This window comes from Modestobacter sp. VKM Ac-2982 (genome assembly GCF_026967935.1).
Lineage (GTDB): Bacteria > Actinomycetota > Actinomycetes > Mycobacteriales > Geodermatophilaceae > Modestobacter.
Map to the genome: position 1 here is coordinate 151,563 of NZ_JAPVBL010000001.1, position 12,376 is coordinate 163,938.

The 12,376-nt window shown below is 76.8% G+C and carries 12 protein-coding genes; 6 read left to right on the top strand and 6 right to left on the bottom strand.

Annotated elements, in window-relative coordinates:
• The first annotated feature begins 167 nt into the window (after positions 1 to 167).
• On the top strand, positions 168 to 1,025 hold the full coding sequence (locus O2W20_RS00810) for a hypothetical protein (RefSeq protein ID WP_269169858.1): 858 nt from the start codon (positions 168 to 170) through the stop codon (positions 1,023 to 1,025).
• A gap of 22 nt (positions 1,026 to 1,047) precedes the next feature.
• Here the strand turns inward: O2W20_RS00810 and O2W20_RS00815 are convergent, their stop codons facing one another.
• Positions 1,048 to 1,746 carry an NYN domain-containing protein gene (locus tag O2W20_RS00815; RefSeq protein ID WP_269169859.1) on the bottom strand — a complete coding sequence of 233 codons (699 nt, stop codon included), beginning with the start codon at positions 1,744 to 1,746 and terminating at the stop codon, positions 1,048 to 1,050.
• 179 nt (positions 1,747 to 1,925) lie between these two features.
• Positions 1,926 to 2,321, bottom strand: a complete 396-nt coding sequence (locus tag O2W20_RS00820; RefSeq protein WP_269169860.1) for an SRPBCC family protein — start codon at positions 2,319 to 2,321, stop codon at positions 1,926 to 1,928.
• A 190-nt stretch (positions 2,322 to 2,511) separates the two neighbouring features.
• On the opposite strand from O2W20_RS00820, the gene O2W20_RS00825 reads away from it, so the two are divergent.
• On the top strand, positions 2,512 to 3,051 hold the full coding sequence (locus O2W20_RS00825; protein ID WP_269169861.1) for a GNAT family N-acetyltransferase: 540 nt from the start codon (positions 2,512 to 2,514) through the stop codon (positions 3,049 to 3,051).
• A 7-nt stretch (positions 3,052 to 3,058) separates the two neighbouring features.
• Here the strand turns inward: O2W20_RS00825 and O2W20_RS00830 are convergent, their stop codons facing one another.
• A complete protein-coding gene (locus tag O2W20_RS00830) occupies positions 3,059 to 4,342 on the bottom strand; it encodes a competence/damage-inducible protein A (RefSeq protein WP_269169862.1) in 1,284 nt (427 codons plus the stop codon).
• Positions 4,343 to 4,490: 148 nt separating this feature from the next.
• Between O2W20_RS00830 and O2W20_RS00835 the strand changes: the two genes are divergently transcribed.
• Both O2W20_RS00835 and O2W20_RS00840 read left to right on the top strand, forming a co-directional pair.
• Positions 4,491 to 5,348: a hypothetical protein gene (locus O2W20_RS00835; RefSeq protein ID WP_269169863.1), complete on the top strand. Its 858-nt coding sequence runs from the start codon at positions 4,491 to 4,493 to the stop codon at positions 5,346 to 5,348.
• The gene (locus O2W20_RS00840; protein WP_269169864.1) at positions 5,345 to 5,671 is read left to right on the top strand and encodes a hypothetical protein; all 327 of its coding nucleotides are present in this window, start codon (positions 5,345 to 5,347) and stop codon (positions 5,669 to 5,671) included. Before O2W20_RS00835 ends, O2W20_RS00840 begins: the two co-directional genes overlap by 4 nt.
• Before the next feature lie 9 nt (positions 5,672 to 5,680).
• Here O2W20_RS00840 and O2W20_RS00845 read toward each other — a convergent pair whose 3' ends face one another.
• From O2W20_RS00845 to O2W20_RS00855, 3 genes are all read right to left on the bottom strand, one after another.
• Entirely contained in the window at positions 5,681 to 7,438 is a 1,758-nt protein-coding gene (locus O2W20_RS00845; protein ID WP_269169865.1) for a SpoIIE family protein phosphatase, read from the bottom strand.
• 215 nt (positions 7,439 to 7,653) lie between these two features.
• Positions 7,654 to 9,411: a protein kinase domain-containing protein gene (locus tag O2W20_RS00850; protein ID WP_269169866.1), complete on the bottom strand. Its 1,758-nt coding sequence runs from the start codon at positions 9,409 to 9,411 to the stop codon at positions 7,654 to 7,656.
• A gap of 149 nt (positions 9,412 to 9,560) precedes the next feature.
• Complete coding sequence (locus O2W20_RS00855; RefSeq protein ID WP_269169867.1) at positions 9,561 to 10,664, bottom strand: glycerate kinase; 1,104 nt, start codon at positions 10,662 to 10,664, stop codon at positions 9,561 to 9,563.
• A gap of 187 nt (positions 10,665 to 10,851) precedes the next feature.
• Between O2W20_RS00855 and O2W20_RS00860 the strand changes: the two genes are divergently transcribed.
• Positions 10,852 to 11,250: a hypothetical protein gene (locus O2W20_RS00860; protein WP_269169868.1), complete on the top strand. Its 399-nt coding sequence runs from the start codon at positions 10,852 to 10,854 to the stop codon at positions 11,248 to 11,250.
• Positions 11,251 to 11,480: 230 nt separating this feature from the next.
• Positions 11,481 to 12,374: a 3-hydroxyacyl-CoA dehydrogenase family protein gene (locus O2W20_RS00865; RefSeq protein ID WP_269169869.1), complete on the top strand. Its 894-nt coding sequence runs from the start codon at positions 11,481 to 11,483 to the stop codon at positions 12,372 to 12,374.
• The last annotated feature ends 2 nt before the right edge of the window (positions 12,375 to 12,376 follow it).

Genomic DNA, 12,376 nt, shown 5'->3' on the forward strand with positions numbered 1-12,376 from the left:
CGGTGCGCTGACGGGTCCAGCGGCCCTTCTGCGTCGCGCATCGGCACCGCGTGGTCACTTGTCGTTCATCTGACGTCCTCCAGGTTGTCGACTGTTGGTCAACCGACCTACGGTGCAACGACACCTGGGTCGCCACTGCGCTCGGGGCGTCGACACCGGGGACCACGATGCTCACCGCCATCCGACCGCGCCGCCTGCTCGTCGTCCTGGCGGTGGTGTCCGTCCTGCTGGGCGCCGTCAGCCTGGTCCTGAACCTCACCGTCCTCCACGCCGCCGACACACCCGCGCAGCTGGCCGCCGGGCTGCGGTCCGGGGCGCTCGACCTGCTCAGCGTCAACCGGGAGGCGAACCTCCCGACGTGGTTCTCCTCGGCCCTGCTGCTGGCCGCCGGAGCAGCGGCGGCAGCAACGGGCGTGTGGGCGCACCGCACCCGTGACCGTTGGCGGTGGCACTGGTCGATCCTGGCGGTGGCGTTCTGCTACCTGGCGGTCGACGAGCTGCTGCGGTTGCACGAGAAGGCCAACCACCAGGTGGCCGAGGTGGTGGACCCGAGCGGGGTCTTCACCTTCGGGTGGTGGCTGCTGGCCGCCCCGCTGGTGGCCCTCTTCGCCGCCGCCTACATCCGCTTCCTCCGCGCGCTCCCCGCGCCGATCGGTCTCCTCATCGTGGTGGGCGGGACCCTCTACGTCGGCGGCGCCATCGGCATGGAGATGGTGGGCAGCTGGTTGGCCGATGACCGGGGGACGACGGTGTCCGCTGCCTACGTCCTGGCCACCACGGCCGAGGAGGTGCTCGAGATGCTCGGCGTGGTCGTCTTCCTCTACGCCGTGACCAGCTACGCACACACCCGGGCGCGCGTCGTCGACGCGCCGGTCGCGCACCCTGCCACGCCGCCCGCGGAGGCCGTCGACGGCGGCGTTCGGGGTCGACGCGAGGACGTCGCAGGCGCGGGCACCACCGCTGCCGCCCCGGACGGGCCGGGGCCCGCTAGCGAGATCGGCGCCGGCAGCACCCGCGCCGCCTGACCGGCCGGGTGCGCGACCCCCGTCAGCTCCGGCGGGCGGCGAAGAGACCGGCGGCGTCCCGCAGGCTCTTGGTCGGGCGCAGCCAGGCGCCGTCCGTCGGCAGGGCGTCCAGCCGCACGCGGTCCAGCGGCTCGACGAACGCCCCGGGGACGTCCTCGATGTCGACGAACTGCAGCAGCTCGGAGCTGATCGCGTAACCGGCGACCTCGCTGAACGCGACGACGACCACCTCGGTGCCGGCGCGGGCCAGGTCCTCGAGCGGCTCGGCGAAGTTCCGGCCGTCACCGGAGAAGACGACCAGTCGGCGCAGCCGGTGGCTGTGCGCCCGCACGCTGATGTGGTCGAGCATCGACTGGTCGATGTCGTCGTCGGGCTGGAGCTTCGGCCGGGCGAAGACGGCGTAGCCGAAGCTGCGCAACGCCTCCACCCAGCGCTGCAGCGAGGTGGCGTGCTGCGGCGGCACGTTGGCGAAGACGCAGGCCTCCACCTCGGGCGGCTGCACGGCGCCGAACTCCTCGGCCCCCTCGACGAACCAGGCGGCGATCGCGTCGAACCGCGGCCGGGACGCTGCGGTGGGGCGTGCGCCGATCACGTTCGCCAGGGTCATGTCGATGTTCGGCGCGTCCCACACCAGGAGGTCCAGCGACGGGCGCGGCCCCTCGGACGAGAACTCGTCGTGCCCGTCCACCGATCCGGTCGCGTCGTCGAGGATCTCGGTCATCGCCTCAGTCTGCCGGTCGGGGCCCGGCTGCGGGTCCGGTGGTCGTGGAACGGCGTTGGGCGTGCCGCCCGGAGCGGTCGCCCGGCGCCGACGGCGGCCGGTCACCGGGCCTCTCCCTCGCCGGGACGACGGCATCGCGACCAGCTCACCCCGGCACCGTACGAGATGCCCGCCCGCGCTCAGGTCGTGATGGTCACCAGCCGCTTGATCGCCAGCAGGGCCAGCGGGGCGTAGCCGAGCACGAGGGGCGCGAAGCCGCGGATCCGCAGGCCGGTGGTCGTCCCGCCGTCCGGGGCCGGGTTCACCCAGTGCGTCAGCCGCAGCCGGGTCGGGCCGACGGCGACCTGCCAGCTCCACCACCGCGTGGCGTCGGAGACGCCGTCGACGACGAACGGGACGGAGGTGCGCAGCGGGTCGTGCACCCGGCCGGTGACGCCCGGGGCGATCCGGGGGGCGGTGGCCTGCACCCGGCTGATCTGCGGGGACCACTCCGGCCAGCGGGCCGGGTGCACGAAGCGGTCCCAGACCTCGTCGGGCTCGACCGGGCCGGTGGCGTGCAGGGTCAGTGTGGTCACCGGGGACGGGTGCCCGCCCAGCTGCCGACCGACACCCGGGCGGGCTGATGGCCGGGGTCCGCCCCCGAGAGTGACCCAGGCCAGTCCATCCGCGCCGGACCATGATGCGCCCCACCCGCCGACGCTGCAGGTCCGGTTCCACGTGGAACCCCCGCGGACCACCGACCGGGCCGGGCGCGAGGATCGTGGCGTGTCCGGGTCCCCTTCCTCCCCGGTCCTCCGCCCGATGACGGCGGGCGACTGGCCAGCCGTCCGCGCGATCCACGCCGCCGGCATCGCCACCGGCCTCGCCACCTTCGAGACCGAGCCACCGAGCTGGGCCGCCTTCGACGCCTCGCGCCTGCCCGGTCACCGGCACGTGGCCACGGACGACGCCGGCACGGTCCTCGGCTGGGTGGCGTGCACCCGCGAGTCGCCGCGGGCTGCCTACGCCGGCGTGGTCGACCACTCGGTCTACGTCGCACCCGAGGCGGCCGGCCAGGGTGTCGGGCGGCTGTTGCTGCAGGCGCTGGTCGACTCGACCGAGGGCGACGGCATCTGGACGATCCGCGCGGCGGTCCTCCCGGCCAACACGGCCAGCCTCGCCCTGCACGAGCGGCTCGGGTTCCGGGTGGTCGGCCGCCGCGAACGGATCGGTCGCCGGGTCGTCGACGGGCGGGCGAGCTGGCACGACGTGCTGTTCCTCGAGCGTCGCAGCCGCGTGGTCGGCTGGGCGGACGACCCGGCCTGAGCGTCCGTCAGGCCGGCGGGCCGCCGAGCAGGAGCTGACGCAGCAGGTGCAGGGCGAGCGTCGTCGTCCGCTGCCGCACCGCCTCCCGCGACCCGAACAGGGTCAGCGAGCGGGCGAGCGCGCCGTCCGGGCCGGCGACGGAGAGGTGCACCGTGCCGACCGGCTTCTCCACGGTGCCGCCACCCGGGCCGGCGATGCCGGTCACGCCGACGCCGACGTCGGCGCCGAACCTGCTCCGGGCGCCGGCGGCGAGCGCGGCGGCGACCTCCTGGCTGACCGCACCGACGCTGGTCAGCGTGCCGGCCGGCACGTCCAGCAGCTGGGTCTTGGCGCTGTCGGCGTAGGCCGCCACCCCACCGAGCACCCGGGCCGACGAGCCCGACGGGGCGGTGAGCCGCGCGGTGAGCAGGCCCCCGGTGCACGACTCGCCGATGCCGACCGTCCACCCGCGCTCGTCCAGCGCGGCGGCGACCAGTTCGTCCACGGTCGGCCCGTCGCTGAAGAGCGTGTCGCCGAAGTCGGCGGTGAGCGCCTGCACCAGCCGCTGGTACGCCGTCTCGGCGTCCGGGGCGTACCGGGTCACGATCTCCAGCTCGCCGTCCCGCAGGCAGGTGGTGATCTCCAGGCCGGTCACCTGGTCCTCGACCCGGCGCAGGGTGGCCGCCAGCTCGGACTCCGGCGTGCCCCACAGCCGCAGCGTCGACTGGTGCAGCGCGGTCGCCCCGGCCAGCGCCCGGCGCACCGGTTCGGCCGCCAGCGCTGCCGGCCACATGCCCTGCAGCTCCGACGGCGGCCCGGGCAGCACCAGCACCGGGGGCCCGGCCCGACCGTCGGCCACCGGGACGACGAGGCCCGGGGCCGTGCCGACCGGCTCCAGGACCGTGGCCCCCGCCGGGACCTGCGCCTGCTTGGCGACCCCGGCCGCGGTCGCCGCCGGGTCCATCCGCCAGCCGCGGCGGGCACTGAGCCGGGCGACCACGTCGGCGATCCGCTGCTCCAGGGCCGGGTCGACCGTCGAGGGCCGGCCCTGGAAGTCACCGACCAGGGCCGCGGTCAGGTCGTCGGCCGTGGGACCCAGCCCGCCGGTGGTGATCACCAGGTCGGTGCCCGCGTCGGCCAGGAAGGCCAGGGCGGCCCGCAGGTCCTCGGGCCGGTCCCCGACGACGACCACGGCGGCGACGTCGACACCCAGGACGCGCAGCGCCTCGGCCAGCCACGGCCCGTTCCGGTCGGCCACCCGGCCGGTGAGCACCTCGGTGCCGGTGACGAGGATGCCCGCGCGCGCTGCCACGGGACCGACCCTAGGCGGGCGGCCGGACCACGGCGCGGGGGCAGGATCCCGGCGGCCCTCCGCGGCTACGGTGACCAGCGCGCTGTTCGCCGTCCTGCCGGACGGGACCCGGCCGCCAGCGCCTCGGCGCACCCCACGAGGAGGACACGTGAGCCAGCCGCACCCACCGATCCCCGAACCGCAGCCGCAGCCGGGGTCGGCACCGACCGGCGCGACCCGGGACCCCGCCGACGAACAGGCCGGGGACCAGCACGCCACCACCGAGCACCCGGCCACCGAGCCCGCGGTCACCGGCCCGACCGAGGACCCCCGCACCCAGTCGATCCTGCTGCCGCCCAGCCAGCGCCAGACGGCCGAGCCGGAGGAGCCGACGGCCGGCCCGCAGCCGGACGCCGGGGAGCACGGCAGCCACCCCCCGTACCAGCCCTCCTACGACCCGCCGACCGGCGCCCACCGGACCGGTCCGGTCGACGTCGTCCCCGGGTTCGCGCCCACCCCGCCGCCGGTCCCGGGGCCGGCCACCACCCCGGGCACCGCGCCCGGCGGCCCGTCCGCGGGGCAGCAGGGTGGCGGCTCCTCGTCGTCCTCGGTCCGCTCCCGGCTCGCCGCCGTCCGCTCCCCGGGCCGCCCCGGCACCGAGCTGGTGGCCCTCGCACTCGGCGTCCTCGGGATCGCGCTGGTCCAGCTGGGGCTGGCCCTCGACTTCGGCAACCAGTCGCTGTGGGACGTCGTGCCGACCTGGTCGACCTTCGCCACCGTCGCCACCCTGGTCGCACTCGCCCCCTCGGTCGCCGCGCTGGCCGGCCGTGGCGCATCCGCCCGGACGGCGTGGCGGGTCGGTGCCGGCGGCCTGATCGCGCTCGCCGCCTTCTGGGTGCTGGTCGCCCTCCCGCTGGCCGTCAGCGACCGTGGCTTCTGGCTCACCGCGGCCCTGGCCGCCACGGGCGCCGCGGTGGCCTTGCTGCGCGGAGGGCACGTGGCCCTGGCCCCGGGCCGCACCGAGTGACCCCGGGCCGCGGCTGGTTCCTCGGCGCCGCGGCGCTCGCCCTCGCCTCGCTCGGGCTGCCGTGGGCCGGGCAGCTGTCCGGCGCCGGGCACCCGGCGCGGGTCGCCGTCCTCGCCGCCCTGGCCCTGGCCGTGATGGGGCTGCGCCGCGGGGAGGACCGGTGGCTCACTGCAGCGCTCGCCGCCGCCGGGGTCGGACTGCTGCTCGGGGGGCTCGACGCGTCGTCCGGCCGGATGGCGCTGGCCGGGGCGGCGGTGTGCCTGGTGCTCGGCTGCCGGGCCGCCGGGCACCGCCTCGTCCCGGCCCGGGGCCCGGCGGGCTGAGCGCGGGCGCTACCCGCGCACCCGCACCGCCAGCACCGCGACGTCGTCCTCCACCGCCCCCTCGAGCGCCCCGAGCAGCCGGTCGCACAGCTCCTCCAGCGGGAGGTGCGCCCATCGGGCGAGCTCGTCGACCAGCCAGTCGATGCCGTCGTCCAGCACCGCGCCGCGTCGTTCCACGAGCCCGTCCGTGTAGAGGACCACCGTCGACCCGGGGACGAGCAGCCGGGCGTGGTCGCTGCGCGGGGAGGACGGGTCGACGCCCAGCAGCAGGTCCGGCGCCCGCTCCAGCACGGTGACGGTGCCGTCGGGGTCGATCAGCAGCGGTGGCGGGTGCCCGGCGTTGCTCCAGCGCAACAGCCGGCCGCCGGTCCCGGTCTCCTCGACCGTGGCCAGGACGCCGGTGGCGAGAGTGGCCACCTGGAGATCCTCCAGCGCCCGGTCCAGCGCGCCGAGCACCGCCCCCGGGGAGTCCCGGCGGCTGTGGGCGACCCCCCGCAGCACGTTGCGGACCTGGGCCATCGCCGCCGCGGCGTGGCGGTCGTGCCCGGTGACGTCACCGATCACCAGCGCGAGCCGGCCGTCGCCCAGCAGGAAGGCGTCGTACCAGTCCCCGCCCACCTGGGCCAGCGACGCGGCCGGCAGGTACCGCACGGCGACCTGCAGGTGCTCGGTCTCCGGCGGCTCGGTGAGCAGGCTGCGTTGCAGGGCCTCCGCCATGCCCTCGACGACGGCGTGCTGGGCACGCTCGTCCGCCCGGGCCCGGATCCGCTCCAGCGCCTGCGCCGACTGCCCGGCCAGCGCGAGCAGCAGCTCGATGTCGCCCTGGTCCAGCGCCGCCGGGCGTGTCCAGCCGACGCTCAGCGACCCGATCCGGCGGGATCCGCTCTCCAGTGGCACCGCCGCCCAGGCCTGGACCCCGGTCTCCGCGGCCAGCCGGGCCAGCTGGGGGGAGAACTGGTCGGTGGCCGCGCGATCGGGCAACAGCACCCGCTCCCCGGTGCGGGCTGCGACGCAGCTGGGGTAGGGCGCGTCCAGGGACAGCACCGTGTCCGGTCCGACGCCGACCGGGGCGATCCCGTCGGTGAGCACCAGCCGCAGGTTGTGCTCCCCGTCGCAGACCCCGATCGCGCCGCCGTGCGCGCCCAGCGCCACCAGGCCGCGCTCGTTCACCACCCGGGCGAGGTCGTCGAGGGTCTCCGCCCGGCCCAGGGCCAGGGCGACGCCGGAGAGGGCGGCCAGCCGGCGGGCCGCATCGGCCTCGGCCTGCCGGGCAGCGCGCAGCTCCGCGCCGCGGGCGAACAGGTCGCTCTCCACCTCCAGCACCCGGCGGTGCCAGCGCCGCCCCCGGCCGCTGGGGTGGTCGGACATCGCCTGCTGGCGCACGTAGTCGGTGATGTCCTCCGCTCGCTGGAGCAGGTGCCGGCAGCGCCCGCCCTCGTCCAGCACCGGGACGCTGATCAGGCTCCAGAAGTGCTTGGTGAAGCCGCCGGACCCGTCCGGGATGTCGAACTCCTGGACCGGCAGGGTGTGCGGCCGGCAGGTGTCCCGTGCCCGCTCCAGCGACGCGCGGATGCGGCTCGCGCCGTCCGTGGCGGTCGCGTCGGGGTTGCCGGGGAACGCCTCGAAGACCGGCCGCCCGATCAGCTCGTCCCGGGTCCGGCCGGTGGTGGCCAGGTACGCCGGGTTGGCGTCGGCGATGACCAGCTCCGGCGTGAGCACCAGGTAGGGGGTGGGCATCGCGGCGAACAGAGCCGCGTGGTCGGGCACTGCCGGCTCGTCGGGCAGTGCTGGGTCGTCCGGCCGTGCCGACTGACCGCCGCCCGCGCCGGCGCCGCCGGCTGGCCCCTCGGTGCCGGTCGGGTGGTCTGGCCCGTTCGCGCGCGCGCCCACGACCCCTCACGCCCCCCACGGCCACCGCCTCGACGGACCGGGCCTGTGGTCGGGAACATACCGGCGCGGGACCCGCCTGGGGGCTGCCTGGCTCAGCCTCTGCCGGGGTTCCCGTTCCCGTTCCCGTTCCCGTTGCCGTTGCCGTTGCCGTTCGCGTTCGCGTTTCCCGGGCCGTTGCCGTTTCCCGGGCCGTTGCCGTTGCCGTTGCCGGCGGGGAGGGTGGGCGCCACGGTGCCGGGGGAGTCCGGCGTGTCGTCGGCGTCCTCCCCGCCATCGGCGTCGTCCCCGCCGTCGGCGTCCTCGTCCGTGCCGTCGTCCTCCCCGGTGCTCTCCTCCCCGGTCGACTCCTCCGAGTCGTCGGATTCGGTGGGCTCGGCCTCGGTCGACTCGTCCTCGTCGCTCCCACTGGTCGGCGACCCGCTGGGCGTCGGGGTCACGGTCGGGGTGGGGGACGGCGTGGGTGTGGGGGTCGGGGCGGGGGCCGGCTGCTGGACGACGGCGTCGACCGGCCCCCGGCTCGGCCGGACCGGCGCCGGGGTGTCACTGGGGGCGACCGCGTAGCTGACCAGCACCGTCTCGCCCGCCCGGAGCTCGGTCGCCAGCGGCGCCACGTCGACGACCGTGCCGGGCTCGGCGGAGTCGGTCTCCGTCGGCTGGGCCTCGACGACCAGGTCGAGGGCCTCCAGCTGGGCGCGGACGGCGTCGACCGGGCGGCCCAGGTAGTCCTCGGCGTCCAGGACCACGGTCGCCGGGGAGGCCACGACCTCCCCGGGGACCTCCACCGCGGCGGCGATCGGGGTCGTCCCGGTCGGGGCCAGGGCCTGCAGCACGACGGCGGCCAGGCCGGCCCCGACCAGCAGCGCGACGAGCGGGACCAGCAGCCGGCCGACGCCGGTCCGCGGGGCGGGACGGCGGGTGGCGGGCTCGCTCGCCGAGGACGCACCGGCCAGCGCGGCGGCGTCCGGCAGCAGCCAGAAGCTCTGGGTGTCGGTGCGCTGCACCGCGGGCAGCTCGCGCCCGGCGAGCACCTCGTCGATCGCCGCGACGACGGCCGCACCGTCGGGGTAGCGCTGGGCGGGGTCCTTGACGACAGCGCACTCGACCAGCCGCCGCACGCCCTGGGGGAGCTCCGCCGGGAGCGGGTCCGGCTGGTCGCGGAGGTGGCGCAGCGCGATGGTCACCGAGTTGTCGCCGTCGAAGGCGCGCCGGCCGGTCAGGCACTCGTAGCCGACCATGCCGAGGGCGTAGACGTCGCTGGCCGGGGTGGCGTGCGCGCCCGCGGCCTGCTCCGGGGAGAGGTAGGAGGCCGTGCCGACCACCTGGCCGGTCTGGGTGAGCGGGACGCTCCCCGCCGACCAGGCGATGCCGAAGTCGGTGATCTTGATCGTGCCGTCCCAGCGGACCAGCACGTTGCCCGGCTTAACGTCCCGGTGGACCACGCCGGCCGCATGCGCGGCGGCCAGCGCGGAGGCGGTCTGCCGGAGCACGTCGAGCGTGCGGTCCGGCGTCAGGCTCCCCTCCCGGGCCAGCACGGTCGACAGCGACTGGCCCTCGACCAGCTCCATGACCAGGTAGGCCAGGTGCTCGCCCGACCCGTCGACCGCCGGCTCCTCGCCGTAGTCGTAGACGGCGGCGATGTTCGGGTGGCTCAGCGCAGCCGCGTGGTGGGCCTCGGCCCGGAAGCGGGCGAGGAACAGCTCGTCGCCGGTGTACTCACTGCGCAGCACCTTGACCGCGACGGCCCTGCCCAGCAGCTCGTCGTGCGCGCGCCAGACCTGGCCCATGCCACCGGAGGCCAGCAGGGTCGCCAGCTCGTAGCGGTTCCCGAGGCTCTTCCTCGCGGGCTCCACCACCGTGCGCCGTCCCCTCGTCCTGCCTCGTCATCGAATGCGGCCCCCAGGCGGCCGGCGCTGGCGGCTGGACACACCGACGAGATCCGTGCCCCGTACCGGCGTTCGCAAACCTGCCCACGACCGGATTCTCGGCCACCGCCGCAACGTCAGGTCGAGACGGACTGTTCCCGTGCGAGCTGCTCCCCCGCCGTCGCCAGCCAGAGCGCCGGCTCGGCCATGGCGGCCGCCACCGAACCGGCCAGCTCGGTGAGCGAGAGCGCACGGGACACCGGCAGCCCTTCCGCCGCGACGACCCGGCCGGCGACCACCGCGACCGGCACCTCCGCGCCCTGTGCCCGGTCGACCAGGTCGCCGACCACCTTGCCCCGCAGCGACTGGGCGTCGAACTGCCCCTCGCCGGTCACCACCAGGGCTGCGCCCCGCAGGGCCTCGTCCAGGCCGGCGGCGGCGGCCACCGCCTGGGCACCGCTGACGAACTCCGCCCCCCAGCAGACCGCGAAGCCGTAGGCGGTGCCGCCGGCCGCGCCGGCCCCCGGCGCCTCCCGGTCACCACCGAGCAGGTCGGCCAGCCGGGCCAGTCCCGCGTCCAGCTCGGTCACCTGCCCGGGGTCCGCGCCCTTCTGCGGCCCGAACTGGCCGGCGGCGCCCAGCGGCCCCAGCAGCGGCGCGGTGACGTCGACCAGGCACTGCACGCCGCCGGCCGGCGGCGGGGTCAGCCCGGCCAGGTCGACCCGGGCCAGGCGGGACAGCGCGCCGCCGCCCGGGGGCAGCTCGGCACCGTCGGCGTCCAGGAAGCGGGCGCCGAGGGCGGTCAGCGCACCGGTGCCGCCGTCGGTGGTCGCCGAGCCGCCCAGGGTGAGCATCACCCGGTGCACGGCCGGGTCGGTGACGACCGCGGCCAGCAGCTGCCCCAGCCCCCGGGTCGTCGCACCGAGCGGGTCGGGCCGGTCCAGCAGCGGCAGCCCGGCAGCCCGGGCCATCTCCACCACCGCCGTCCCGTCCGGGAGGAGCAGCCAGGCCGCGTCCACCGCACGCCCGTCCGGCCCGGTCACCGGTGCGCTGCGCCAGCAGTCGGCGGGCAGGTCGTGCCCGAGCGCCTCGAGGGTGCCCTCGCCGCCGTCGGCGAGCGGGACGGTGAGCAGCTCGTCCTGCGGCCGCACCCGGCGCCAGCCCTCGGCCAGCGCCTCCGCGGCCGCCGCCGCGCCGAGCGTGCCCTTGAACGAGTCGGGGGCGATCACCACCCGGGTCACCCTCGGTCGCCGTCGTCGTCGCCGCAGCACATGACGGGCAGCCTCGCCGCTGCCGGGGGCGGGCGGCAAGCCGGGTGGGCCAGGTGGCCGAGAAAAGTGCCGCCAGCCGGTGCCGATCGGCCCGGGAGCTGCCGAGGAGGACCGCGACGGCCGCTCGCGCAAGCCCACGACCAGGAGTACAGGTCCGATGATCGGTGCCACGTCCACGTCCGCCACCCCGGCCCGAGCCCTGCGGCCGGTCACGATGCGCGCCGCCGCCCCGGCGCGCTGGCGGCGGAACGCACTCGCCGCGCTCACCGCCGAGGACCGCGCGCTGCTCGCCGAGGCGACCGGCGTCCAGCTGACCGCGGACGGCGAGCGGGCCGACGGTCGCTCACTCGTGCCTGCGCTGGCCACCGCCGTCGCCCGGGACCGCCTGACCGGGCAGCTGCCGGCCGGCCACCCGATCACCCGCGCCTACCTGGAGCAGACGTGGGCGGCGCTGCCCCTGGGCCCGGCGTCGGCGGGGACGATCCAGGACATCACCGCCCTGCTGGACGTGCTGGCCCGGCACGGCGTGCAGCAGCCCCTCGCCTGCCCCGCCTGACGGCACGCCGGACCGGTCACCGGGCGCCAGCCCCGCGGCAGTCCACGCCGGGGAGCCCCGGGTCGGCCGCCGCCCCGGACGACGGGTCGGCGGGCTCGGCGACATCGCCGGTCCGTGCGCGTCCACCGGTGGGACGACCCCGGGCGCCCTGGCGCCGTCCGGGCAGCAGAATGGGCCGCGCCCGGACCGCCGCCAGCAGAGGAGCTGTCGATGCACCCCCAGGACACCCCGTGACGCGCAGCGACCGGACCAGCGATGCGACCAGCACCGCACTGCCCCACCAGGTCGGGGTGATCGGCGGCGGCCGGATGGGCGCCGGGATCGCCCAGGCGTTCCTGGCCGCCGGCGCACGGGTCGAGGTGGTCGAGGCCGGGGACGAGGCCGCCGAGGCCGCCCGCGGCCGGGTGTCGGCCGGGCTCGAGGAGGCCGCCCGGCGCGGCAAGCTCACCGGCGAGGTCGCCGAGGCCCTCGGCCGGCTCACCCTGGTCGACTCCCCCACCGAGCTGACCCGCGACGCCGGCCTGGTCGTGGAGGCGGTGCCCGAGCGGGCGGACCTCAAGGTCGCCGTGCTCACCGCCGCGGAGTCCGTGCTGGGGCCTGACGCCGTCCTGGCGACCAACACCTCCTCGCTCTCGGTCACCGAGCTGGCCGCCGCGCTGCAGCGGCCGGCGCGCTTCCTGGGCCTGCACTTCTTCAACCCGGTGCCGGCCTCGAAGCTGGTCGAGGTGGTCGTCGCCCCGGAGACCGGCGCGGACGTCGTGGTGGCCGCCCGGGACTGGGTGCGCGCCCTGGGCAAGACCGACGTGGTGGTCCGCGACTCCCCCGGCTTCGCGTCGTCCCGGCTGGGCGTGCTGCTCGGGCTGGAGGCGATCCGGATGCTGGAGGAGGGCGTCGCCGACGCCGCGGCGATCGACGCCGCGATGGAGCTGGGCTACCGGCACCCGATGGGCCCGCTGCGCTCGACCGACCTCGTCGGCCTGGACGTGCGGCTGGCGATCGCCGAGTACCTGGCCAGCACCCTGGGCGAGCGCTTCACCCCACCGCAGCTGCTGCGTGACAAGGTGGCCGCCGGCGAGCTCGGCCGCAAGACCGGCCGCGGCTTCCACGACTACGCAGAGGACTGAGA